General features: G+C 69.8%; 18 protein-coding genes. 5 read left to right on the forward strand and 13 right to left on the reverse strand.

Features of this window, described 5'->3' with window-relative positions; all coding sequences use genetic code 11:
• The first annotated feature begins 153 nt into the window (after positions 1–153).
• Together ACIOHP_RS23685 and ACIOHP_RS23690 are read left to right on the forward strand one after the other, a co-directional pair.
• Positions 154–681 carry a universal stress protein gene (locus ACIOHP_RS23685; protein ID WP_046260901.1) on the forward strand — a complete coding sequence of 176 codons (528 nt, stop codon included), beginning with the start codon at positions 154–156 and terminating at the stop codon, positions 679–681.
• A 161-nt stretch (positions 682–842) separates the two neighbouring features.
• On the forward strand, positions 843–1,400 hold the full coding sequence (locus tag ACIOHP_RS23690) for a GPR1/FUN34/YaaH family transporter (RefSeq protein WP_401890488.1): 558 nt from the start codon (positions 843–845) through the stop codon (positions 1,398–1,400).
• Positions 1,401–1,549: 149 nt separating this feature from the next.
• Here the strand turns inward: ACIOHP_RS23690 and glmS are convergent, their stop codons facing one another.
• Both glmS and ACIOHP_RS23700 read right to left on the reverse strand, forming a co-directional pair.
• Entirely contained in the window at positions 1,550–3,367 is a 1,818-nt protein-coding gene (glmS, locus tag ACIOHP_RS23695; protein ID WP_361539312.1) for a glutamine--fructose-6-phosphate transaminase (isomerizing), read from the reverse strand.
• 32 nt (positions 3,368–3,399) lie between these two features.
• Positions 3,400–3,657 (reverse strand): hypothetical protein, encoded by a 258-nt coding sequence (locus tag ACIOHP_RS23700; protein WP_046260898.1) that lies wholly within the window; start codon positions 3,655–3,657, stop codon positions 3,400–3,402.
• Positions 3,658–3,831: 174 nt separating this feature from the next.
• Here ACIOHP_RS23700 and ACIOHP_RS23705 point away from each other — a divergent pair, with 174 nt between their 5' ends.
• Complete coding sequence (locus ACIOHP_RS23705; RefSeq protein WP_401890831.1) at positions 3,832–5,400, forward strand: purple acid phosphatase family protein; 1,569 nt, start codon at positions 3,832–3,834, stop codon at positions 5,398–5,400.
• 47 nt (positions 5,401–5,447) lie between these two features.
• Here the strand turns inward: ACIOHP_RS23705 and ACIOHP_RS23710 are convergent, their stop codons facing one another.
• A complete protein-coding gene (locus ACIOHP_RS23710) occupies positions 5,448–6,341 on the reverse strand; it encodes a DUF4429 domain-containing protein (RefSeq protein WP_401890491.1) in 894 nt (297 codons plus the stop codon).
• Positions 6,342–6,482: 141 nt separating this feature from the next.
• Between ACIOHP_RS23710 and ACIOHP_RS23715 the strand changes: the two genes are divergently transcribed.
• Positions 6,483–8,054 (forward strand): beta-N-acetylhexosaminidase, encoded by a 1,572-nt coding sequence (locus ACIOHP_RS23715; RefSeq protein WP_401890494.1) that lies wholly within the window; start codon positions 6,483–6,485, stop codon positions 8,052–8,054.
• 52 nt (positions 8,055–8,106) lie between these two features.
• On the opposite strand, the gene ACIOHP_RS23720 is transcribed toward ACIOHP_RS23715, so the two are convergent.
• The 6 genes from ACIOHP_RS23720 to ACIOHP_RS23745 all read right to left on the reverse strand — a co-directional run bounded on the left by ACIOHP_RS23720 (position 8,107) and on the right by ACIOHP_RS23745 (position 15,378).
• The gene (locus ACIOHP_RS23720) at positions 8,107–9,879 is read right to left on the reverse strand and encodes an IucA/IucC family protein (RefSeq protein ID WP_401890496.1); all 1,773 of its coding nucleotides are present in this window, start codon (positions 9,877–9,879) and stop codon (positions 8,107–8,109) included.
• Positions 9,876–10,421, reverse strand: a complete 546-nt coding sequence (locus tag ACIOHP_RS23725; RefSeq protein WP_401890499.1) for a GNAT family N-acetyltransferase — start codon at positions 10,419–10,421, stop codon at positions 9,876–9,878. The genes ACIOHP_RS23720 and ACIOHP_RS23725 overlap by 4 nt, the downstream gene beginning before the upstream one ends.
• Positions 10,418–11,695: a lysine N(6)-hydroxylase/L-ornithine N(5)-oxygenase family protein gene (locus tag ACIOHP_RS23730; RefSeq protein ID WP_361539297.1), complete on the reverse strand. Its 1,278-nt coding sequence runs from the start codon at positions 11,693–11,695 to the stop codon at positions 10,418–10,420. Before ACIOHP_RS23730 ends, ACIOHP_RS23725 begins: the two co-directional genes overlap by 4 nt.
• Complete coding sequence (gene desA, locus ACIOHP_RS23735; RefSeq protein ID WP_361478930.1) at positions 11,679–13,121, reverse strand: lysine decarboxylase DesA; 1,443 nt, start codon at positions 13,119–13,121, stop codon at positions 11,679–11,681. Before desA ends, ACIOHP_RS23730 begins: the two co-directional genes overlap by 17 nt.
• 223 nt (positions 13,122–13,344) lie before the next feature.
• The gene (locus ACIOHP_RS23740) at positions 13,345–14,217 is read right to left on the reverse strand and encodes a siderophore-interacting protein (RefSeq protein WP_401890502.1); all 873 of its coding nucleotides are present in this window, start codon (positions 14,215–14,217) and stop codon (positions 13,345–13,347) included.
• Positions 14,218–14,328: 111 nt separating this feature from the next.
• A complete protein-coding gene (locus tag ACIOHP_RS23745; protein ID WP_401890505.1) occupies positions 14,329–15,378 on the reverse strand; it encodes an ABC transporter substrate-binding protein in 1,050 nt (349 codons plus the stop codon).
• Between the two features lie 276 nt (positions 15,379–15,654).
• Here ACIOHP_RS23745 and ACIOHP_RS23750 point away from each other — a divergent pair, with 276 nt between their 5' ends.
• Positions 15,655–17,583: a glycosyltransferase family 2 protein gene (locus ACIOHP_RS23750; RefSeq protein WP_401890507.1), complete on the forward strand. Its 1,929-nt coding sequence runs from the start codon at positions 15,655–15,657 to the stop codon at positions 17,581–17,583.
• A 38-nt stretch (positions 17,584–17,621) separates the two neighbouring features.
• On the opposite strand, the gene ACIOHP_RS23755 is transcribed toward ACIOHP_RS23750, so the two are convergent.
• From ACIOHP_RS23755 to ACIOHP_RS23770, 4 genes are read right to left on the reverse strand one after another with little or no spacing between them, the layout of a single operon-like run.
• On the reverse strand, positions 17,622–18,782 hold the full coding sequence (locus ACIOHP_RS23755) for an acyl-CoA dehydrogenase family protein (protein ID WP_351680690.1): 1,161 nt from the start codon (positions 18,780–18,782) through the stop codon (positions 17,622–17,624).
• 5 nt (positions 18,783–18,787) lie between these two features.
• Positions 18,788–19,732, reverse strand: a complete 945-nt coding sequence (locus tag ACIOHP_RS23760) for a hydroxymethylglutaryl-CoA lyase (protein ID WP_401890510.1) — start codon at positions 19,730–19,732, stop codon at positions 18,788–18,790.
• Positions 19,729–21,645, reverse strand: a complete 1,917-nt coding sequence (locus ACIOHP_RS23765; protein ID WP_401890512.1) for an acetyl/propionyl/methylcrotonyl-CoA carboxylase subunit alpha — start codon at positions 21,643–21,645, stop codon at positions 19,729–19,731. The genes ACIOHP_RS23760 and ACIOHP_RS23765 overlap by 4 nt, the downstream gene beginning before the upstream one ends.
• Positions 21,646–21,659: 14 nt before the next feature.
• Complete coding sequence (locus ACIOHP_RS23770; RefSeq protein WP_401890515.1) at positions 21,660–23,276, reverse strand: carboxyl transferase domain-containing protein; 1,617 nt, start codon at positions 23,274–23,276, stop codon at positions 21,660–21,662.
• Positions 23,277–23,340 lie beyond the last annotated feature (64 nt).

Consider the following 23,340-nt stretch of genomic DNA (forward strand, 5'->3'; position numbering starts at 1 on the left):
TCCCTGGAACCCCCACCGACCGTGCGCGGGATCTGGGCTAAGGAGGCGTGCCGCCGTACCCTTGGGGGTATGGGGTTGGGAAGATGATTCCCGGACACAGCTCCGCCGCACACTGTCGTCCCTCCCAAAAAGGATCACAACGCCGAGACAGCCATGGCCGGTCACGAATTCTTTGAACCCGCGGACCGCAAGCGGCCCGTCGCCGACCCCACGGCGGCCGAGCCCCTGGCGGCGGAAGAGCCACGTCATTCCTGCGACCCCGCCTTCAAGCACGGCGTAGTGGTCGGATTCGACGGCTCCACATCCAGTGAGCGCGCGCTCGCGTACTCCATCGGCATGGCCCATCGCTCCGGCTCGGGCCTGATCATCGTCCACGTCGCCAACCGGCTGCCCACGACCGTGTGGGCCGGCTGCGAGCCACCGGTCTTCGTCGACGTGCCGGACCACCGCACCGAGGTGCTCGGACTCGAGCTCGCCTGCGCGGACTATCTCGCCGAGGTGCCGTGGATCCTTGTCGAGCGCGGCGGCGACATCTGCCATGAACTCGAAGAGGTCGGGCGCGAGTACGAGGCGGACGCGATCGTCGTCGGCTCCACGCACGGACTCGTCGGGCGGATCTTCGGGTCCGTGGCGGGGCGGCTCGCGAAGCGCGCGAAGCGTCCTGTCGTCGTGATTCCGTAACGCGTCGTCGTCCCTGGTGGGATGCGGCGGGGGAACCGTCGGCTGCCCCTTCGAACTCCCTTGTGCAGCGCATAAATCTACTCGCGCGTAGAGGTGTTTGTGCCCTTGTGAAGGGCATATATCGCACATCGCGCAACTGCACAGCATGAAGGGAGCCCGCCGTGGACAATGACGTCTCCGCGGGAGCAACCACCACCATCGTCGGCCGACTCGCCCTCGGGATCACCCTCCTGGCGTTCGGCCTCGGCCACACCGACGTGATCGACGGCGTGACAGCCGCTGACGCGGTGTCAATCGCCCAGTACGTGGGCGGAATCGCCCTCTTCGTCGCGGGTCTCATGGCCTTCCGCGACCGTGACACCGCCAACGGCACGGCCTTCGCGGCGCTGGGTGCGCTGTGGTTCACGTGGGCCGTCTCGGACGCCGGTTCCGCCAACGCGGCCGGGCTGTTCCTCACGCTCTTCGCCCTCGTGGCGCTGTCTCTCACCCTCGCGGGCGGGGACCAACTCGGGCAGGGCTCCTACGGGTTGTTCTTCGTGGCGCTGGTGCTCATGGCCATCGCCCGGTTCGCCGACAACGACGGGCTCACCAAGGTGGGTGGATGGTTCGCCGTCGCCGCGGGTGCGGTGGCCTGGTACGCGGCGACCGCTGCGATGGCTCACTGGCCGACGGTGCTTCCGAGGCGTGCTGCCGGCCGGGGGGTGACGGCCACCGGCTAAGTGGCAGCCGACGCCGGGGTATTGGGCGGCCCCGGCGATGAAAACGGACCCCCCACGTGCGGTGGCACACGTGGGGGGTCCGTTTTGTCGTCCGGCCTGTGCGGGAGCGTTGCGGTTGCCCGCGCAGTTCCCCGCGCCCCTAAAAGCCCCTACTCCACCGTCACGGACTTGGCGAGGTTCCTCGGCTTGTCGATGTCGCGGCCCAGCACCAATGCCGTGTGGTACGCCAGGAGCTGGAGCGGGATGCCGAGGAGGATCGGGTCCAGTTCGTCCTCGTTCTTCGGGACGACGATCGTGTGGTCGGCCTTCTCCTGGTCCTGGTGGGCGACCGCGAGGATCTTGCCGCTGCGGGCCTTGATCTCCTCCATGGCGGCGCGGTTCTTCTCCAGGAGGTCGTCGTCGGGGACGATCGCGACCGTGGGGAGGGCGGGCTCGATCAGGGCCAGGGGGCCGTGCTTGAGCTCGGAGGCGGGGTAGGCCTCGGCGTGGATGTACGAGACCTCCTTGAGCTTCAGGGAGGCCTCACGGGCCACCGGGTAGCCCCGGACCCGGCCGATGAAGAGCATCGAGCGGGCGTCGGCGTACTGCTCGGCCAGCTTCTTGATCTCCGCCTCGTTGTCGAGGATCTCGGTGATCTGCTCCGGCAGCTTGCGCAGGCCCTCGATGATGCGCTTGCCGTCGCGGACCGAGAGGTCGCGGGTGCGGCCCAGGTGGAGCGCCAGGAGGGCGAAGGCGACCGTGGTGTTGGTGAAGCACTTCGTGGAGACCACGCAGACCTCGGGGCCCGCGTGGACGTAGATGCCGGCGTCCGCCTCGCGGGCGATCGCCGAGCCGACCACGTTCACGACGCCGAAGACCCGCGCGCCCTTGCGCTTCAGCTCCTGGACCGCGGCGAGGACGTCGTACGTCTCGCCCGACTGGGAGACCGCCACGTACAGCGTCTCGGGGTCCACGACCGCGTTGCGGTAGCGGAACTCGGAGGCCGGCTCGGCGTCCGCGGGGATGCGGGCCAGCTCCTCGATCATCTGGGCGCCGATCATGCCCGCGTGGTACGAGGTGCCGCAGCCGAGGATCTTCACCCGGCGGATCTGGCGGGCCTCCCGGGCGTCCAGGTTGAGGCCGCCGAGGTGCACGGTGGAGAAGCGGTCGTCGATGCGGCCGCGCAGCACGCGGTCCACGGCGTCGGCCTGCTCGTGGATCTCCTTGTGCATGTAGGTGTCGTGGCCGCCCATGTCGTAGGAGGCGGCCTCCCACTCGACGGTGGTGGGCTCCGACGTCGTACGGGTGCCCTCCGTCGTGTAGGTGCGGAAGTCGTCGGCCTTGAGCGTGGCCATCTCGCCGTCGTCGAGAGTCACTATCTGCCGCGTGTGGGTGACCAGGGCGGCGATGTCCGAGGCGACGAACATCTCCTTCTCGCCGATGCCGAGGACGACCGGGGAGCCGTTGCGGGCGACGACGATGCGGTCGTTGAAGTCGGCGTGCATCACCGCGATGCCGTACGTGCCCTCGATGACGCGCAGCGTCTCGCGGACCTTGTCCTCGAGCTTGTCGGCCTGGGAGCGGGCGATGAGGTGGACGAGGACCTCGGTGTCGGTCTCGGAGAGGAACTCGACGCCGTCCGCCTCCAGCTTGCGGCGCAGGTCGGAGGCGTTGTCGATGATCCCGTTGTGGACCACGGCGACCTTGAGGTCGGCCGACATGTGCGGGTGGGCGTTCACGTCGGAGGGGGCGCCGTGGGTGGCCCAGCGGGTGTGGGCGATACCGGTCGTGCCCTTGAAGCGCGCCGGGACCTTGGCCTCCAGGTCACGGACCCGGCCCTTGGCCTTGACCATCTTCAGGCCGGCCGTCTTCGGGGACGTGACGACGATGCCCGCCGAGTCGTAGCCGCGGTACTCCAGGCGCTGCAGGCCCTCCAGAAGGAGGGGGGCCACGTCACGCTTCCCGATGTATCCGACGATTCCGCACATGTATATGTATTCCGTTCCCCGGTCGTAGCGACTCAGCCGTAGACGATGCGGCGCAGCTGCCTGAGCGTAAGCTCCGGCGGCGCGACCGCCCGGTATTTCAAGTCCGCCTCGACCCGTTCGAAGATCTGCGCGTTCACCAGACCCTGGGCCTGGAGTTCGCGGTGGCGGCGACGGACGTAGTCCTCGGTCGTCTCGTCGAAGTAGGCGAGCACGTCCTGGATCACCCGCAGCGCCTCGCCCCGCTGGAGGGGCGTGGATCGCGTCAGATGATCAACAAGTTCGTCGTGCACCCGGTAGATCCTGAAGGACGGGCACGTCTTTCGCAAGAATCCTGCCCGATTTCGGGCAAGAGGCTGTTCGGGCACTTAGAACACTTATGGGCTGCCCATGGGAGTCCATTGGCCGGCTGTTCCCCGGGCCGATGTGTCCGACCAGCAGCTTGTGGAGCCATGGACATTCCTCGTATGGGCGTACCCGAGCAGCTCGCCGAGCGCATGAGCATGGCCGAGCAGCACGAGTACCTGCGCGCCAGATTCTCCCGGCGCACGATGATCAGAGGCGGCGCCGTCACGCTGGGCGCCGTCGCGGGCGGCGTGTTCGTGCCGGGCGCCACCGCACAGGCCACGCCCCTGGCCACCCCTTCGGCCACGCCGCGCACCGAGACGGTCGACGGCTCCCTCGTCGCCCCCTTCGGCCGCCACCTCGCCTTCGGCGCCGACCCCCGCACCGAGCTCACCGTCTCCTGGCAGGTCCCGCTCGCCGTCAAGAAGCCCTTCCTCCGCATCGGCGTCCATCCCTGGGACCTCTCCCGCAAGATCGAGGCCGAGGTCCGCACGCTCCACACACCGGCCGGCGTCGGCGCGAGCGGCGACCACACGCAGTACTACGTGCACGCCGAGCTGAGCCGGCTCAAGCCCGGCCGGACGTACTACTACGGCGTCGGCCACCAGGGCTTCGACCCCGCCGAGCCGCACCTCCTGGGCACCCTCGGCACCTTCACCACCGCCCCCGCGCACAAGAAGCCGTTCACCTTCACCGCCTTCGGCGACGAGGGCGTCGGCTACCACGGCCTCGCCAACAACAGCCTGCTCCTCGGCCAGAACCCGGCCTTCCACCTCCACGCCGGCGACATCGCGTACGCCGACCCGGCGGGCCAGGGCAAGACCGCCGACACCGGCTTCGACTCGCGCGTGTGGGACCAGTTCCTGGCCCAGACCGAGTCCGTCGCCAAGTCCGTGCCGTGGATGCCGGCGTACGGCAACCACGACATGGAGGCCTGGTACTCGCCCAACGGCTACGGCGGCGAGGAGGCCCGCTGGAACCTCCCCGCCAACGGACCCGACGCCAAGAACCTCCCGGGCGTCTACTCCTTCGTCTACGGCAACACCGCGGTCATCTCGCTCGACGCCAACGACATCTCGTACGAGATTCCGGCCAACCTCGGCCTCTCCGGGGGCACCCAGACGACATGGCTGGAGGCGCAGCTCAAGAAGTTCCGGGCGGCGCACGACATCGACTTCGTCGTGGTCTTCTTCCACCACTGCGCCTACTGCACCTCCACCGCGCACGCCTCGGAGGGGGGTGTGCGCCAGGAGTGGGTGCCGCTGTTCGAGAAGTACACCGTGGACCTGGTCATCAACGGCCACAACCACCAGTACGAGCGCACCGACGTCATCAAGGCGGGCGAGGTCGCCAAGAAGCTGCCGGTCGGCGGCACGGCGTACCCCGAGAGCGAGGGCGTGGTGTACGTGACGGCGGGTGCGGCGGGCCGCAGCCTGTACGCGTTCAGCGCGGCCGAGTCCTACGAGGGGCACGAGAACGAGGTCGAGTCCGTCGCCTCGTTCATCAACACCAAGGACGGCAAGCAGAACGAGACCGTCACCTGGTCCCGGGTGCGCTACCTCGACTACTCGTTCCTGCGGGTCGACGTCACGCCCGCGGCCAAGGGCCGGACGGCCACGCTGACGGTACGCGGCATCGCCGAGACGGGCGAGGAGGTCGACCGCTTCACGGTGGCCCGCAGGGCCAAGTAGCCCCGAGGGGGCCGTGGGGGCCGTGGAGTCTCCGGGGCCCGCGGGGATCACATCCGCTTGAGGACCGCCTGTTTGGCCAGCGTGAACTCCTCGTCCGTCAGCACACCCGTGCGGCGCAGCTCGCCGAGCTCGCGCAGACGGCGCAGAAGGGCGTCGTGGTCGTCCTCGGCGGGCCCGACCGGAGCGGAGGGCAGTTCCGGTCGTCCCTCGCGTGCGCCCCGTACGTCCGTGGCGGCCGCCCTGGCCGGGTGAGGAAGCCGGGCCTGGACGGCCGCCGCGATCAGGGCCATCAGCGGGTCCTTCTTGAAGCCCCACAGCTCCACCGAGTTGGGGTCGTACTTCGGGGGTGCCTTGGTCGGCGCGTTCTTCACGCTGAAGCGGAGGCAGCCGTTCTCCAGGCCGACCGCCGGGAGCCACTCCACGGCGTCGAGGTCGGTGACGGCGAGGGTGCGGATGCCGGCGGCGGCCTTGGCGTCCTCCGTCTTCCAGTTCCACTCCAGCCGGACGCGCTCGCCGTCGAAGCTCGCGGTGCCGTCCCCGGCGGACACGGACAGCGGGACGGCCGGGCCCGGCAGCAGATACTCGGCGACGGGCACGGCTGGGACCTGGTCGAGCAGCAGGGCGTTCCTGACCTCGTCCACGAAGTACTCGGCGACGCCGTAGCGGTCGGACTCGACGAACAGCTGGTACGGGTCGTTCGGCTCGGTCAGCCGGCCTCCGGTCGCGTGCAGCAACGGATCGGCGCCGTCGCGCAGCCGTAACCTCAGCCGCCCGGCCTTGCGGCCCTGCTCGAACGAGGCGCCCGCCAACGCGCCCAGCGGGACGACCAGTTCACCCAGGGTCTTGCGGAACAGGCTGACGTTCTTGTCGCGCCCGGGGGTCAGCCGCAGGGCGTCGCCGTCGAAGGTCCAGGTGCCGTCCTTCTGGATGATTTCCGCCATGGGCAAAGTCTGGCATTCCAGACGGGGTTGCCCAGCGGCTTCGGGGTGGACTTCGGTGGGGTGGCCGTCGCAGAGTGGTCTCTACCAATTCAGGGCTGAAGGGAGCCACAGGTGAGGCCGCGCCACAGACCAACTCCCCGTATGACCCGATTGCTCGGCTCGCTGCTGCTGATGGCCGCCGCGGGCTCCTTCAGCGTCGGGGCGGCGCCCCCGGCGTCCGACACCGGGGCGAGGCCGCTGGACGAGGTCGTCCCGGCGCCCGCCTCGGTCGAGCCGGGCGGATCGCCGTACCGCATCACCCGCGCCACTCACATCCGCGTCGACGACTCCCGTGCGGTCCGCCGTATCGGCGAGTACGTCGCGGACGTCCTGCGCCCCTCGACCGGCTATCCGCTGCCGGTCACCTCCCGGGGTCGGGGCGGCATCCAACTCCGCCTGGCCAAGGGTCCGTTCGGCGCCGAGGGATACCGCCTCGACAGCGGCGCCAAGGGCGTCACCATCACCGCCGCCCAGCCCGCGGGGCTCTTCCACGGCGTCCAGACCCTGCGCCAGCTCCTCCCGGCCGCCGTCGAGAAGGACTCGGTGCAGCAGGGCCCGTGGCTGGTCGCCGGCGGCACGATCGAGGACACCCCGCGCTACGGCTGGCGCGGCGCGATGCTCGACGTGTCCCGGCACTTCTTCACCGTCGACCAGGTCAAGCGCTACGTCGACCAACTCGCCCTGTACAAGGTCAACAAGCTGCATCTGCACCTGAGCGACGACCAGGGCTGGCGGATCGCCGTCGACTCCTGGCCGCGCCTCACGACGTACGGTGGCTCCACCCAGGTCGGCGGCGGGCCCGGCGGCTTCTATACGAAGGCCGACTACCAGGAGATCGTCCGGTACGCCGCCTCCCGCTATCTGGAGGTCGTCCCCGAGATCGACATGCCGGGCCACACCAACGCGGCCCTCGCCTCCTACGCCGAGCTCAACTGCGACGGCGTCGCGCCGCCGTTGTACACCGGCACCGAGGTCGGCTTCAGCTCGCTGTGCGTGTCGAAGGAGATCACGTACGACTTCGTGGACGACGTGATCCGGGAGCTCGCCGCGCTCACGCCGGGCCGGTATCTGCACATCGGCGGGGACGAGGCGCACTCCACGAGTCACGAGGACTACGTGAAGTTCATGGACCGGGTGCAGCCGGTCGTCGCCGAGTACGGGAAGACCGTGGTGGGCTGGCACCAGCTGACCGGGGCGACGCCCGCGAAGGGGGCGGTGGCCCAGTACTGGGGGCTCGATGACACCAGTGCCGAGGAGAAGGAGCAGGTCGCGGCAGCCGCGCGCAACGGGACCGGGATCGTGCTGTCGCCCGCCGACCGGATCTACCTCGACATGAAGTACACGGCGGACACTCCGCTGGGGCTGGACTGGGCCGGTCTGGTCGAGGTGCAGCGGTCGTACGACTGGGACCCCGGCACCTACCTCCCGGGCGCGCCCGCTTCGGCGATCCGCGGGGTGGAGGCGCCGATGTGGACGGAGACGCTCACGAACTCCGCGGACATCGAGTACATGGCCTTCCCGAGGCTGGCGGGCGCGGCCGAGCTGGGGTGGTCGCCGGCGGCCACGCACGACTGGGACCGGTACAAGGTGCGGCTCGCGGCGCAGGGGCCGCGGTGGGAGGCGCTGGGGATCGACTACTACAGGTCGCCCCAAGTCCCCTGGCCCGCACGGTAGACGCGGACGGGCGCCCGGGGGACCGTACCCCGGGCGCCCGTCTGTCTCCGGGTCAGAACCCGGCGATCGGGTTCTTCAGATTGCCGACGAGCTGGAGTGCGCCCGCCGGGTCGGCCAGGTCCACCATCTGCTTGTTGTTGCGCAGCTGGAGCCGGTTGAGGCAGGACAGCGCGAACTCCGGGGCGAACATGTCGTACTGCCGGAACTTGTCGGCGAGTTCGGGCAGCGAGGCCTGGTACTCGCGGGTGATGTCCGCGACCGTCCGCCAGAAGTCGTCCTCCGCCACGATTCCCTCGGCGGCGAGGTTCGCGGCGAGGAAGCGGAAGAAGCAGTCGAAGACGTCCGTGAAGATCGAGAGGAGCTTCTTCTCCTCCGGCACGTCCACACGCAGTCGCTCGACCGTCGGCGGCAGGACCGCGTCGACGTCCATGACCGCGATCTCCTCGGCGATGTCCTTGTAGATCGCGCGCTCCACGACGCCGTCCTTCAGGACGAGGATCACGTTCTCGCCGTGCGGCATGTAGACCAGGTCGTAGGCGTAGAAGCTGTGCAGCAGCGGGGTGAAGTACGCCGTCAGATAGCGGCGCAGCCACTGGGTGGGCGCCAGGCCCGACTGTTCGATCAGGGCGCCGGCGAACGACTTCCCCTCGTGGTCGACGTGGACGAGGGAGGCCATCGTCGCCAGTGACTCGCCGTCCTGGAGGGAGCCCACCGGGCTCTCCCGCCACAGGGCGGCCAGCATCTTGCGGTACGGCGAGTAGCGGTCGGTCGCGGCCTCGTACTCCAGGTGCCGGTAGCCGACGGCCGCGCGCTCGCGGATGATCGACAGGCCCGTCGACTTCAACACCGGGTCGTTGTCGATGAGTTGGGCGAGCCAGTCGTTGATCGCCGGGGTCGCCTCCATGTAGGCGGCCGACAGTCCGCGCATGAAGCCCATGTTGATGACGGACAGGGCCGTCTTCACGTAGTGCTTCTCGGGGTGCGAGGTGTTGAAGAAGGTCCGGATGGACTGCTGGGCGAGGTACTCGTCGTCGCCCTCACCGAGGCAGACCAGGTGCCGGCGGGCGACCTCGGCGGCGAAGGTGACGGAGAGCTTGTTCCACCACTGCCAGGGGTGGACGGGGATGAAGAGGTAGTCGGCCGGGTCGAGGCCCTCGGCGGTGAGCTTCTCGTGGAAGCGCTCGACGGTCCGCGCGCCCAACTCGTCCCGTACGAAGGACTCGTACTCGATCCCGACACCGGCGGTGAACGCGGCGCGCGAGCGGTGTGCGGCCAGCCACACCAGGCGGACCGGGTTCGCCGTCTCCGGGGCGTACGACAGGTACTCGTGGATGCCGAAGCCGAGCCGTCCGTTGTTGGCGACGAAGCAGGGGTGGCCCTCGGTCATGCCGGTCTCGATGGCCTGGAAGTCCGAGCGGACGAGCTCGGCGACCGGGATCTGCGGCTTGGTGAGCTTGTAGCAGGTGCCGGAGAGGGTGGAGGAGATCTCCTCCAGGTAGACCGGCAGGATCTCGTCGCTCAGGCCCAGCGACTTCCTCAGCTCGATGAAGAAGTCCAGCGCGGCGAGGGGGCGGTCGACGCCGTCTCGGTGACGGGAGATCGAGTCGGCGTCGACCTGCCAGTGGTCGAGGGCGCGGCGCGTGGCGGTGAACCCGTAGCGGGTCAGACCGTCGTCGCTGCGGACCTCGAAGCGGCCGTCGGCGGTGGCCTCCGGCGTGATGAGCCGCTCGTGGGCGAACTCGGCGAGGGCCTTGCGGATGAGGAGGCGGTTGGCCTGCTCCCAGCGCTCGGGTGAGAGGTGGGCGACCGAGTCGGCGAGGGTCATGCCGTCACCGCCGTCGCCGCGGTGAACTGCTCCCGGGTGCAGAAGCTCAGCAGGGCCATTTTCTCCGGCTTGCGGATCTCGCGCTCGGGCACGAACCCGACGGCCTCGTTGAGGGCGTGGACGGCCTTGTTGGAGACGTCCGGCTCGACGACGACACGTTTCGTGGAGGGGTCCTCGAAGAGGTGCGCCATGACCGCGGTGATGACGGACCGGGTGAAGCCGCGCACGGGGGTGTCGGTCGCGGGAGTCAGGAAGTGCATGCCGACATCGCCCGGCCGCGGGTCGTACAGGCCGACCAGTTCGCGGTGGGCGGGGTCGTACTTCTCCATGAGGAAGACGGGGACGCCGTACGCGTCGAGGCCCAGCAGCGCGTGGTGGTGCTCGTCGGCGGCGATCTCCATGTACGCGCGCTCGACGTCCTCCAGTTTCGCGTCCTGCATCATCCAGAACGCGGCCTTGGGGTGGGTGACCCAGCCGTGCAGCAGCTCGGCGTCCTTGAGCGGGTCGAGCGGGCGGAAGGCGAAGGTGTGGGGGGTGGTCATACGGAGAACTCCTGGAACGCGATGGTCTTCTCGACCGGGTAGTACTCGGTGCCGAGCAGCTCACGGATGATGTAGGCGTTGCGGTACGCGCCCATGCCCAGGTCGGGCGAGGTGATGCTGTGGGTGTGCACACCGGCGTTCTGCAGGAAGACGCCGCGGCCCGTGGTGTCGATCGAGTAGTTGCGGGCGACGTCGAAGTTGCCCTGTGTGTCGTAGCGCAGCCGGTCCCTGACGGGGGTCAGGAACTCCGGCTCGGCGTACCTGTAGCCGGTGGCCAGGACCAGGCCCTGCGTCTGCAGGTCGTAGTCCTTCTCCTGCTCCTCCTGGCGGAAGGAGAGGGTGTACGTGCCGTTCTCGTACGCGGCGCTGTTCAGCGAGGAATTGGTGAGCAGCCGTGTGGGGACGGGCCCGCCGAGGTTCTTCTGGTAGAGCAGGTCGAAGATCTCGTTGATGAGATCGCCGTCGATGCCCTTGAACAGGCCCTTCTGCTGGGCCGTGAGCCGGTAGCGGGTGGCTTCCGGCAGCTCGCGATAGTAGTCGATGTACTCCGGGGAGGTCATCTCCAGCGTGAGCTTGGTGTATTCGAGGGGGAAGAAGCGGGGGGAGCGCGTCACCCAGTTCAGCCGGTAGCCGTACACGTCGATCTCGGCGAGGAGGTCGTAGTAGATCTCGGCGGCGGACTGGCCGGAGCCGACGATCGTGATCGAGTCCTTCTTCTGGAGCTCCGCCTTGTTCTGCATGTAGCGGGAGTTGTGGAAGAAGTCGCCGCCGAGGCCCTGGACGGCCTGGGGGTAGTGCGGGGAGGTGCCGGTACCGAGGACGAGGTGACGGGCGCGGTAGGTGTCGCCGGCCGTGGTCGTCACGACGTACAGGCCGTTCTCGTACGTGACCTCCGCGACCGTCGTGCTGAAGCGGACGCTGCTCAGTTTGTTCGCGGCCCAGCGGCAGTAGTCGTCGTACTCGACGCGCAGCGGGTAGAAGTTCTCGCGGATGTAGAACGAGTACAGCCGGCCCTTCTCCTTCAGGTAGTTCAGGAAGGAGTACGGCGAGGTCGGGTCCGCCAGCGTCACCAGGTCCGACATGAACGGCGTCTGGAGGTGGGCGCCTTCGAGGAACATGCCGGCGTGCCACTCGAAGTCGGGCTTCGACTCCAGGAAGACACCGTCGAGTTCGTCGATGGGCTCGGTCAGGCAGGCGAGGCCGAGGTTGAACGGGCCGAGCCCGATGCCCACGAAGTCATGGGTTTTTGTCGGGTTTTCAGGACGCGCGGTCAAGGGACTCTCCCAGGTACTGCTCGGCGTGGCCGGCTATCAGGTCGAGGACGGCGGCGATGTCGTCGGTCGTCGTCTCGGGGTTGAGCAGGGTGAACTTCAGGTAGTGGCGGCCCTGGACCTTGGTGCCCGCGACGACCGCGTCCCCGGAGGCGAACAGGGCCTTGCGGGCGTACAGGTTGGCGCGGTCGATCTCGGCCGGGTCGGTCACGGCGGCGGGGATGTAGCGGAAGACGAGGGTGGAGAGCGTGGGCTCGACGACCACGTCGTAGCGCGGGTCGGCGGCGAGGAGCCGCCAGCCGTCGACGGCCAGGTCGCACACCTCGTCGAAGAGCTGCCCGATGCCGTCGGCGCCCATCACCCGCAGGGTCATCCACAGCTTGAGGGCGTCGAAGCGGCGGGTGGTCTGCAGGGACTTGTCGACCTGGTTGGGGATGCGCTCGGTGACCATACGGCGGGGGTTCAGATACTCCGCGTGATAGGTCGCGTGGCGCAGGGTGGCCGCGTCCCTGACCAGCACCGCGGACGAACTCACCGGCTGGAAGAAGGACTTGTGGTAGTCGACCGTGACCGAGTCGGCGCGCTCGATGCCGTCGATACGGCCGCGGTGCTTCACCGACGCGAGCAGTCCGCAGCCGTAGGCGGCGTCGACGTGCATCCAGGTGTTGTACTGCTCGCACAGCTCGGCGATCTCGGGCAGCGGGTCGATGGAGCCGAAGTCGGTGGTGCCGGCGGTGGCGACGACGGCCATGGGGACGAGGCCGTCCGCCTTGCAGCGCTCCAGCTCGTGGGCGAGCGCGACGGTCTGCAGGCGCTTGTTCTGGTCGACCGGGATGGTGACCACGGCGTCCTGGTCGAGGCCCAGCAGTTTCGCGGACTTCTTCACGCTGAAGTGGCTGACCTCGGAGGCGAAGATACGCAGTTTCGCGAAGGAGTCGGTCTTGGCCTCCTCGCGGGCCAGGAGCAGGGCCTGGAGGTTGGACTGGGAGCCGCCGGAAGTGAAGACACCGTCGGCGTTCGGGCCGAGGCCGATCCGTGCGTTCGTCCAGTCGATCAGTTTGCGCTCGATGAGGGTGCCGCCGGCCGACTGGTCCCAGGTGTCCAGGGAGGAGTTGACCGCGGAGAGGATCGCCTCGCCGAGCACCGCCGGTATGACGACCGGGCAGTTGAGGTGGGCGAGGTAGCGCGGGTGGTGGAAGTAGACCGCGTCGCGGAGGTACACGTCCTCCAGCTCGTCGAGGGCCGCGGCGGTGTCGAGCAGCGGCTTGTCGAGGTCGATCGCGTCGATCGTCGGGGCGAGGGCATCGACGGTGACACCCGTGAACGGACGGTCGGTGGCGGCGAGTTTGGCTGCCACCCGCTCTACTCCTTCGGTCACGGAGCGGCGGTACTGCTCCGCGGTCGTGTCATTGAGCAGGTGCGAGCGCATGGTGGGGGTCCTCCGGGGGGAGCAGTCCGTGCGGGTCGGACGGGGGTGGGGACGCGATCTTCGATCTCGCTTCGCGTTACTTAGGTTAGCCTAACCTAAGTAACGCTGGTCAAACGTGGCATCAGCCGTGACTGTGATCACTCCGGCCGCAGTCGGCCCTGCGGGCACAGCAGTCACCGCCGCACGCGGGAGTCGCGTACAGCGGTGGGTGCCGCTCGGTGGGTTACTCCGCGGCGCGGAGCTGCTCCTCGGTCAGCCCCTGACGCCAGTAGCCGACGAAGGTGACACTGCGGCGGTCGATGCCCCGCTCACCCACGAAGTGCCGGCGCAGTGCCTTGATGTGACCGGACTCGCCGGCGATCCAGACGTAGGGGCGCTCGGCGGGCGGGAGTTGGGCGTCGCGAAGGGCGCCGAGGGCCATGGGGGCGCCCTCGGCGTCAGGCTCCTGGTGGTCCCGCACGAGCCAGGTGACCTCGGCGTCGGCCTCGGTCACCAGGTCCTGGACGTCCTCGGCGTGCTGCACCTCCAGCCAGACCCGGGCCCGGGTGCCGGCGGGCAGCGACTCGACGATCGCGGAGGCGGCGGGTACGGCGGTCTCGTCACCCCAGATGACGACCAGGTCGGTGTCCTCGGCGGGCCGGAACCGGATCGCCCGGTTGTCGGCGATGGCCGGGCCGAGCAGCAGGACACGGTCCCCGGCGGCGGCACGGGAGGCCCAGCGGGAGGCGGGGCCCGCCGGGGTGGCGGCGTCGGGCTCGACGCCGTGCAGGACGAAGTCGATGTCGATCTCGGTGGTGTTCCCCAGGGAGTCGCGACGCAGCGCGCGGAGCGTGTACGACCGCATCACGGCCCGTACGTCGTCGGGGAGTTCACGCCACGCCTGCCACCAGCCGTCACCGAGTTCGATCGGCACCGCGGGCTCGGTCTGCCCCGGATGTGGCAGGAACAGCGACAGCGACTGGTCACACCCGTTGGAGCAGAACTCCCGCAACTCCTCCCCGGCGAAGGTGACCCGGACCAGGGACGGCCCGAGCGACCGCGTCCGTACGACCTGGAGGGAGAAGAAACGGAACGGGGCGGCGACGGCGGTGGTCATGGGGGTGCGCTCCTGATCAGGGGGCGAAGTGACGTTTCTTTAGGGGCGCGGGGAACTGCGCGACCAGCCACGACGGGCCCGCAGTTCACCCACTGCATCGAGCCCCGTTCTTCAGCTGACCTTCTTCGCGTTCTCAAGAGCCTCGGCGAGGGTCTCGAGCAGCGGCGTGACCTTGTCGTACGACAGGATCGGCTCGGGCGAACGGGAGATGACCTGCCCCGCCTTCACGGCAGGCAGCTTCTTCCACGTGGCCTCGGTGATGTCGGCCGGCTGGATCGTCGCGGACCGGTCGTCCATCATGATGATGTCGGCCTTGTACTTGTCGACGTTCTCCCAGCTCAGGCTCTCGTACCAGCCGCCGCCCTTCGCCTTGGCCTTCTCCGAGGGCTCGACGAAGTTGACGCCGAGGGCCTTGAAGTACTCCAGGTCGATGGAGAGGTTGGTGCCGGAGACGTAGAAGATGTCCTGGCTGGCGGAACCGGCCAGCACCTTGATCTCGGGCTTCGCCTTCGCGGCGGCGCGCAGCCGGGTGGCCGCGGCCTCGAACTTCTTCTTGGCGTCGGTGACGGAGGCGGCCGTCATGTCGGCGCCCAGCGACTCCGCGAGCTCCCATACGCGCTGCAGCGGCTCGGTGATCTGGCGGTCGTAGACGGAGATGCCGACACTCGGGGCGAGCTTGGCGATCTTGTCCGCGGAGGCCGCGGGGACGTACCAGAGGGTGCCGGCGTCGTCGAACATCGTGGTGATGAGGACGTCCGGGGCGAGCGCGGCGTACTTCTCGACGTTGAACTGGTCCCACACATTGCCGAGGATCTCGACCTTGGAGATGTCCATGTCGCCGGCCTGCACGTCGGCCTTGCCGTCGGTGGTCTTGGTCGGGCCGAAGACGCCCTTGACCGAGATGCCGTAGTCGTACAGCGCGGCGGCGACACCGGTGAACGCGACGATGTTCGCGGGGATCTTGCCGAGCTTCACCTCGGTGCCGCGGTCGTCCTTGAACGTCCAGGGACCGGACTTCTTCGCGGCGGTCGTCTCCGTGTCAGAGCCACCGCTTTTCGCGTCGTCGTCGCCGCAGGCTGCGAGCACGGCACCGAGGCCGAGGGCGCCGCCCGCGGCGAGGATGCCGCGGCGGGAGAGGTGGGTGGCTCGGGCGTTGGACATGTGTGTGGCTGCTTTCGAACGGGGCGGAGCGCCCGCCGGACAAGTTCGAATGTAGGTTAGCCTAACCTCAGATCTTGTCCAGGGGCCGGACCCCTTCGATCGGAAGCTGTGAGAGCTCTGTGGTGTGGGCTGTCGAGGTTCGCGCGACCCAACTCCCTGGAAATCCATACCTGTTGGATGACTCTGACTTCTGGTCAGAACGATGCCGGAGCGCGCGCCGCTCCCCGGTCTCCACCGTCCACGGACCGGACCTCGATGCGCAGTAAAGTCCGGCAAATGCTGAGAACCAAGGTCAGCGTCATCGTTCCCGTCTACAACACCGGGAAGTACCTCGACGAGTGCGCGCCCTCGCTGCTGGGCCAGAGCCTGCCCGCCGACGAGTACGAGGTCATCTACGTCGACGACGGTTCGACGGACGACACCCCGGGCCGACTGGAGAAGATCGCGGCCGCGCATCCGAACGTCCAGGTGCACACCCGGCCGAACTCGGGATGGCCGGGGGCTCCGCGCAACCACGGCATACGGCATGCCAAGGGTGAGTACATCCAGTTCGTCGACCACGACGACACGCTCGGGCCCGAGGCCCTGGAGCGGCTGTACGAGCACGCGAAGCGGAACGACGCCGACGTGGTGATCGGCAAGATGTCCAGCACGATAGTGCGGCCCCGGCGGCTGTTCCGGCACACGGTGGACTCCTGCACGATCGAGAACGACGAGCTCATGCAGAGCATGTCGCCGCACAAGATGTTCCGGCGGGCCTTCGCCGAGAAGCACGGACTGCGGTTCCCCGAGGGACCCTGGATCCTGGAGGACCTTCTCTTCGTCAGCGCCGCCTATCTCAAAGCGGAGCGGATCTCGGTCCTCGCCGACTACCCCTCCTACTACTGGATGAAGCGGGACGACGGCGGCAACAACACCCGGCACCGGTTCAACCCGCGGCACGGATTCTGGCCCAACTGCCGTACCGTCGTCCGCCAGATCAAGGACGGGACCACTCCCTCCGACGACATCGACGCGCTCCAGAACCGGCTGCTGCACCGCCTCTACCACATCGAGATCCTCTCCCGGGCCCGTGAGCCCGAGATCCTGCGCGAGGACCCGGCCGAGCAGCGGCAGCGGTTCGAGGCGGCCCGGGAGCTGGCGCTGGAGGAGTTCCCGGCGGCCGTGCGGGAAGGCCTGCCCGCCGTGTCCCGGCTGCGGGCCGAGCTGCTCGAGGGCGGTGACTTCGCCGGGGCGCGGGCCCTCGCCGAGCGGATCCGCGACATCAAGGCCCGCAGCCGCGTCGGCGGACTGCGGTGGGAGGACGGCCGCCTCGTCGGAGACGTCACGCTCGACCTGCTGCGCGGCGACGGCGAGCCGCTCGTCCTCGTCGAGCGGGACGGGAAGCGGTGGCTGGACCCCGCGCTGCTGGACGGCGTCCCGGGAACGCAGGACGGCCGGGAGGTCCGTGACCCCTTCCGGCTGGCGTACGCGGAGCTGGTCGTCAAGGACCGGGACCGTGAGGACTGGTGGTACCCGGAGGGCGAACTGGAGGTACGGCTGAAGCCTCTCGGAGAGGGGAGGTCCCGGCTTGTCGCGTCCGGGCGGCTGCGCCTCGACCCGGAGCGGCTGGCCGGCGGCCGGCCACTGCAGCGCGGGGTCCACGACGTCTGGGCGTACATCCAGTTGCTGGGCGTCGAGCGGATACTGCGCGTCACCGGGGACGGCGAGCCGGGCGCCCCGGCCGTGGGCCCTGCGTTGACCGGCGGACGCCTGTCGCTCCCGTACTGGACGGTCAAGGGCCAGCTCGCCCTCGACGTGGACCAGCGCCAGCGCCGGCTCGGACCCGACACGGCGGACCTCGTCGCCGCGAACCCCGCGCGCGCCCGGCGGTCGCTCGGACTGCCGTACCTGGCGGCGGCCCCGGGCGACCCGCTGCCCGTCGAGGTCACCGTGTCCGCCCTGTCGATCGCGGCGGAGCTGCTCCCGGGCGCCGACGGCACGGCACGGCTGCGCCTGCCCGCACGCCTCGGGAAGCTCCCGGACGGACGCCACCCGGTCACCCTCCCGAAGGCGGACACCCCGGTCGCGTACGCCGAGGTCCGCGACGGCACCCTGCTGCGGCTGGAGGGCCCGGCCTACGAGGGCGGCAGGGGCCGCCGGTTCCTGGACGCGGTCGGCGACAACCGTCAGGTCCGGCGGATGCGGCGGCGCCCGGGCAGGTAGGGCGGTGCCGGCCCGCGCTCAGCGGGTCGGCACCCCGCTCAGCCGACCAGCCCCAACTCCCGGGCGATCAGCATGCGCTGCACCTCGCTCGTGCCCTCACCGATCTCCAGGATCTTGGAGTCCCGCCACATGCGGGCCACCGGGTACTCGTTCATGAAGCCATAGCCGCCGTGGACCTGCGTGGCGTCCCGGGCGTTGTCCACCGCGATCGTCGACGAGTAGAGCTTCGCGAGGGCCGCCTCCTTCTTGAAGGGCTCGCCCGAGACCAGGCGGGAAGCCGCGTCGCGCCAGGCGAGGCGGGCCGTGTGGGCCTTCATCTCCATGTCGGCGATCTTGAACTGGATGGCCTGGTTCGCACCGATCGGCCGGCCGAAGGCGTGCCGCTCCTTGGCGTACTTCACCGACTCGTCCACACAGCCCTGCGCCAGCCCCGTCGCCAGTGCCGCGATCGCGATGCGGCCCTCGTCGAGGATGCGCAGGAACTGGGCGTACCCGCGGCCCTGTTCGCCCAGGAGGTTCGCCGCGGGGACCCGGACGTCCGCGAAGGACAGCTCGCGGGTGTCCGAGGCGTTCCAGCCGACCTTGGAGTAGGGGGCCGCCACCGTGAAGCCGGGGGTCCCCGACGGGACGATGATCGAGGAGATCAGCGGCTTGCCGTCCGGCTTGCGGCCCGTCACCGCCGTCACGGTCACCAGGCCGGTGATGTCCGTGCCCGAGTTGGTGATGAAGCACTTCGTGCCGTTGATCACCCACTCGTCCGTCTCCGGGTCCAGCCGAGCCGTCGTACGGGTCGCCCCCGCGTCACTGCCGCCGTCCGGCTCCGTCAGGCCGAACGCGCCCAGGATCTCGCCCGAGCAGAGCCGGGGGAGCCACTCCCGCTTCTGCGCCTCGGTTCCGTAGAGGTGGAGCGGCATGGCGCCCAGCGACACCCCCGCCTCCAGGGTGATGGCGACCGAGGAGTCGACCCGGGCCAGCTCCTCCAGGGCCACGCCCAGCGCGAGGTAGTCGCCGCCCATGCCGCCGTACTCCTCCGGGAAGGGCAGGCCGAACAGGCCCATGCGGCCCATCTCGCGGACGATCTCGTACGGGAACTCGTGGTGCTCGTAGTACTCGCCGATCTTCGGCGCCACGACGTCGTGCGCGAACGCCTCGACCGTACGGCGCAGTTCGTCGAGTTCGGGGGAGAGTCGGTGGTCCATCGCGGTCACTGCTCCTTGTGGGACAGGGCTCGTACGGTGCGGGACGGGCTGGGTCGGCCCAGTTGTTCGGCCATCCAGACGCTGGTGGCGACGAGACGGTCGAGGTCGACTCCGGTGTCGATGCCGAGCCCCCGCAGCATCCACACGAGGTCTTCGGTGGCGAGGTTGCCGGTGGCGGACTTGGCGTACGGGCAGCCGCCGAGGCCGCCCGCGGACGCGTCGACGGTGGTGACGCCGTGCTGGAGGGCGGCGTAGGTGTTGGCGAGGGCCTGCCCGTAGGTGTCGTGGAAGTGCACGCCCAGGAGCTCCACGGGGACGCCGTGGCCGGTCAGTTCGGTGAGCAGGGCCCGCACGTGGCCCGGCGTCGCCACACCGATCGTGTCACCCAGGCTCAGCTCGTCGCAGCCCATGTCGAGCAGCGTCCGGCAGACGTCCACCACCTGCGGGACGGGCACCGGGCCCTCCCACGGATCGCCGAAGCACATCGACAGATAGCCGCGGACATGGACGCCGGCCTCCTTCGCCCGCGTCACCACCGGTGCGAACATCGCCAGCGCCGCGTCCATCGTGCGGTTGAGGTTGGCCTTGGCGAAGGACTCGCTGGCGCTCGCGAAGACGGCGACGCGGGTCGCCTTCAGCGCCAGGGCGCGGTCCAGGCCGCGTTCGTTCGGCACCAGCACCGGGAGGTCCACCGGGAGGTCGGCGAGCTGCGGGAACAGCTCCTCCGCGTCGGCGAGCTGGGGCACCCACTTCGGGTGGACGAAGCTGGTGGCCTCGATCGTTGTCAGGCCCGCGTCGGCGAGGCGGCGGATGAACTCCGCCTTGATCTGCGTCGGGACGGTGCCCTTCTCGTTCTGCAGGCCGTCGCGCGCGCCGACCTCGTGGATGCGGACCCGGGCGGGCAGGCCCTTCTCCGGTACGGCCATGGGCAGTGCCAGGGGGTGTGTCATTCCGTCGCCTCCTCGTGAGGTGCGATCACCGCGAGCACCTGGTCCATGGCGACCGTCGAGCCCGGTGCCACGTCCAGTTCGGCGACCGTGCCGGCGTGCGGGGCGGAGACGACGTGCTCCATCTTCATCGCCTCCACCACCAACAGGCTCTGGCCCGCGCTCACTTCGTCCCCCACGGCGACCTTCACCACCGTCACCGTCCCCGGCATGGGCGCGGTGAGCGAGTCGGCGCCCGCGTGCGCGGCCCCGGTGAGGGAGGCGGCCACCGGGTCGTGGTCGCGCACCTGCCAGGCGTCGCCGTCGCGGCCCACCCAGTCGGCGGCCCGGTGGAAGGTGTGGCGTACGCCGTCGAGGGTGACGCGGACCCGGTCCTCCGTGACGGTGGCGGTGCCGCGCGGGACGTACTCCACCGGGTCCTGCACCCGCAGGTGGAAACCGACGGGCTTCGGGGTCCCGCCCAGGCGCCAGCCGCTCGGCACCGAGAACGGGTCCGTCCAGCCGTCGCCGTGCGGGCGCAGCGCGTCCAGCCGTACCGCCGCCGCCGCCTCGTACACCTCCTCCGGCACGTCGACCGGGACGAGCTCCGCCACCTCGCGTTCCACCAGCCCGGTGTCCAGTTCGCCCGCCACGACCGCCGGGTGGGCCAGCAGCCGCCGCAGGAACCCGGCGTTGGTCTGCACGCCCAGCGTGACCGTCCCGGCGAGGGCGGCCCGGAGCTTGCGGATCGCGGTCGCGCGGTCGGGGCCGTACGCGATCACCTTGCTCAGCATCGGGTCGTACAGGCTGCCGACCTCGGTGCCCTCGCTGAGCCCGGAGTCGGTGCGGACGCCGTCGCCCTGGGGCTCGGACAGCATGAGGACCGTGCCGCCGGAGGGGAGGAACCCGCGGGAGGGGTCCTCCGCGCAGATACGCGCCTCGATGGCGTGCCCGGTGAGCGTGATGTCGTCCTGTTCGTAGGGGAGTGGTTCGCCCGCCGCGACCCGCAGCTGCCACTCCACCAGGTCGAGGCCGGTGATGAGCTCCGTCACCGGGTGCTCCACCTGGAGACGGGTGTTCATCTCCATGAAGTAGTACGACGAGGGATCGCCGCCCGGCACGATGAACTCCACCGTGCCCGCGCCCCGGTAGCCGCAGGAGCGGGCCGCCTGGACCGCCGCCTCGCCCATCGCGGCGCGGGTCTTGTCGTCCAGGAGGACGGAGGGCGCCTCCTCGATGATCTTCTGGTGGCGGCGCTGGAGGGAGCACTCGCGTTCGCCGAGGTGGACGACGTTGCCGTGGCCGTCGGCCAGGACCTGGATCTCGATGTGCCGGGGCCGGTCCACCCACCGCTCGACCAGGAGGGTGTCGTCGCCGAAGGAGGTGCGGGCCTCGCGGCGGGCGGCGGCGATCTCGTCGTCCAGGAGGTCGAGGTCCCGGACCAGGCGCATGCCCTTGCCGCCGCCGCCGGCGGAGGGCTTCAGCAGGACCGGGGCGCCCAGGGCGCGGGCGGCTTCGGCCAGTTCGGGGTCGCGGCCGCCGGGGACCACGGGGACGCCCGCCGCCTCGACGGTCTCCTTGGCGCGGATCTTGTCGCCCATGAGGGCGATGGCGTCGGCGGGCGGCCCGATGAAGACCAGCCCCGCGTCGGCGCAGGCGCGTGCGAAGGCGGCGTTCTCCGCGAGGAAGCCGTACCCGGGGTGCACGGCCTGGGCGCCGGTCCGGGCGGCCGCCTCCAGCAGCCGCTCGGCGGAGAGATAGCTCTCGGACGCCGGGGCGGGACCGATCCGTACGGCGGTGTCGGCCTCCCGGACGTGCCGGGCGTCGGCGTCCGCGTCGGAGAAGACGGCGACGCTCCGCACCCCCATCGAGCGCAGGGTGCGGATGACGCGGACGGCGATCTCGCCCCGGTTGGCGACAAGCACTGTGTCGAACATCGTCTGGAAGTCCCTCACATCCGGAAGACGCCGAACTGGGGGTCACCCAGCGGCGCGTTGGCGCAGGCGGTCAGGGCCAGTCCCAGCACCTGACGGGTCTCCAGGGGATCGATGACCCCGTCGTCCCACAGGCGGGCCGTCGCGTAGTAAGCGTTCCCCTGACGCTCGTACTGCGCACGGATCGGGTCCTTGAAGGTCTCTTCCTCCGCGGCGGCCCATTCCTCGCCGCGCGCCTCCAGCTGGTCCCGCTTGACGGTCGCGAGGACCGAGGCGGCCTGCTCGCCGCCCATGACCGAGATCTTGGCGTTGGGCCACATCCACAGGAAGCGGGGGGAGTAGGCCCGGCCGCACATGGAGTAGTTCCCGGCGCCGTACGACCCGCCGACGACGACGGTCAGCTTGGGCACGCGCGTGCAGGCGACGGCCGTGACCATCTTGGCGCCGTGCTTGGCGATGCCGCCCGCCTCGTAGTCCCTGCCGACCATGAAGCCGGAGATGTTCTGGAGGAAGAGCAGCGGGATGCCGCGCTGGTCGCACAGCTCGATGAAGTGGGCGCCCTTCTGGGCGGACTCGGAGAAGAGGATGCCGTTGTTGGCGACGATGCCGACCGGGTGGCCGTGGAGCCGGGCGAAGCCGGTGATCAGGGTCTGCCCGAACTCGGCCTTGAACTCCGCGAAACGCGAGCCGTCGGTGATCCGGGCGATGATCTCGCGTACGTCGTACGGGGTGCGGGAGTCGACGGGGACGGCGCCGTACAGGCCGTAGGGGTCGACCTTGGGTTCCTCCGCCGGCTCCACGGACCAGGGCATCGGCCCGCGCGGGGGCAGCGTGGCGGCGATGTTCCGCACGATGCGCAGGGCGTGAGCGTCGTCCTCGGCGAGGTGGTCGGTGACACCGGAGATCCGGGAGTGCACCTCGCCGCCGCCCAGCTCCTCGGCGGTCACGACCTCACCGGTGGCGGCCTTCACCAGCGGGGGCCCGCCGAGGAAGATCGTCCCCTGGTTCCGGACGATGACCGCCTCGTCGCTCATGGCGGGCACGTACGCCCCGCCGGCGGTGCAGGAGCCGAGGACGGCGGCGATCTGCGGGATGCCCGCGCCGGACATCCGGGCCTGGTTGAAGAAGATCCGCCCGAAGTGCTCACGGTCCGGGAAGACCTCGTCCTGCATCGGCAGGAAGGCACCCCCGGAGTCCACGAGGTAGAGACAGGGGAGCCGGTTCTCCAGGGCCACCTCCTGGGCCCGCAGATGCTTCTTCACGGTCATCGGGTAGTACGTGCCGCCCTTGACGGTCGCGTCATTGGCGACGATCACGCACTCGCGCCCGCTGACCCGCCCGATCCCGGCGATGACACCGGCGGCCGGGGCCTGGCCCTCGTACATCCCGTCGGCGGCGAGGGGGGCGAGCTCCAGGAAGGGGGAACCGGGGTCGAGGAGGTGGTCGACCCGGTCCCGCGGCAGCAGCTTGCCGCGCGCGGTGTGCCGGGCACGCGCCTTCTCGCCGCCGCCGAGCCGGGCTGCGGCGAGCTTGTCGTGCAGCTCCTCGACGAGCTTTCGGTGGCCCCGCTCATTGGCCCGCCAGGCCTCCGACGCGGGGTCCGCCGCGCTGTGAAGCTCCGGTGCCTGATGCATCCCGCGATCCCCTCACCTTGTTAATGAGCGTTAACGCATTTCCTTCAGGTTAACGAGCGCTAAC

This window comes from Streptomyces sp. NPDC087859 (assembly GCF_044742595.1).
Taxonomy (GTDB): Bacteria; Actinomycetota; Actinomycetes; order Streptomycetales; family Streptomycetaceae; genus Streptomyces; species Streptomyces canus_F.

Bases quoted from the DNA above. Each gene is read 5' to 3' on its own strand.
- ACIOHP_RS23685 (WP_046260901.1), top strand. From the start codon at position 154: ATGGCCGGTCACGAATTCTTTGAACCCGCGGACCGCAAGCGGCCCGTC.
- glmS (WP_361539312.1), bottom strand. From the start codon at position 3,367: ATGTGCGGAATCGTCGGATACATCGGGAAGCGTGACGTGGCCCCCCTC.
- ACIOHP_RS23705 (WP_401890831.1), top strand. From the start codon at position 3,832: ATGGGCGTACCCGAGCAGCTCGCCGAGCGCATGAGCATGGCCGAGCAG.
- ACIOHP_RS23710 (WP_401890491.1), bottom strand. From the start codon at position 6,341: ATGGCGGAAATCATCCAGAAGGACGGCACCTGGACCTTCGACGGCGAC.
- ACIOHP_RS23715 (WP_401890494.1), top strand. From the start codon at position 6,483: ATGACCCGATTGCTCGGCTCGCTGCTGCTGATGGCCGCCGCGGGCTCC.
- ACIOHP_RS23720 (WP_401890496.1), bottom strand. From the start codon at position 9,879: ATGACCCTCGCCGACTCGGTCGCCCACCTCTCACCCGAGCGCTGGGAG.
- ACIOHP_RS23725 (WP_401890499.1), bottom strand. From the start codon at position 10,421: ATGACCACCCCCCACACCTTCGCCTTCCGCCCGCTCGACCCGCTCAAG.
- desA (WP_361478930.1), bottom strand. From the start codon at position 13,121: ATGCGCTCGCACCTGCTCAATGACACGACCGCGGAGCAGTACCGCCGC.
- ACIOHP_RS23740 (WP_401890502.1), bottom strand. From the start codon at position 14,217: ATGACCACCGCCGTCGCCGCCCCGTTCCGTTTCTTCTCCCTCCAGGTC.
- ACIOHP_RS23745 (WP_401890505.1), bottom strand. From the start codon at position 15,378: ATGTCCAACGCCCGAGCCACCCACCTCTCCCGCCGCGGCATCCTCGCC.
- ACIOHP_RS23750 (WP_401890507.1), top strand. From the start codon at position 15,655: ATGCTGAGAACCAAGGTCAGCGTCATCGTTCCCGTCTACAACACCGGG.
- ACIOHP_RS23755 (WP_351680690.1), bottom strand. From the start codon at position 18,782: ATGGACCACCGACTCTCCCCCGAACTCGACGAACTGCGCCGTACGGTC.
- ACIOHP_RS23760 (WP_401890510.1), bottom strand. From the start codon at position 19,732: ATGACACACCCCCTGGCACTGCCCATGGCCGTACCGGAGAAGGGCCTG.
- ACIOHP_RS23765 (WP_401890512.1), bottom strand. From the start codon at position 21,645: ATGTTCGACACAGTGCTTGTCGCCAACCGGGGCGAGATCGCCGTCCGC.
- ACIOHP_RS23770 (WP_401890515.1), bottom strand. From the start codon at position 23,276: ATGCATCAGGCACCGGAGCTTCACAGCGCGGCGGACCCCGCGTCGGAG.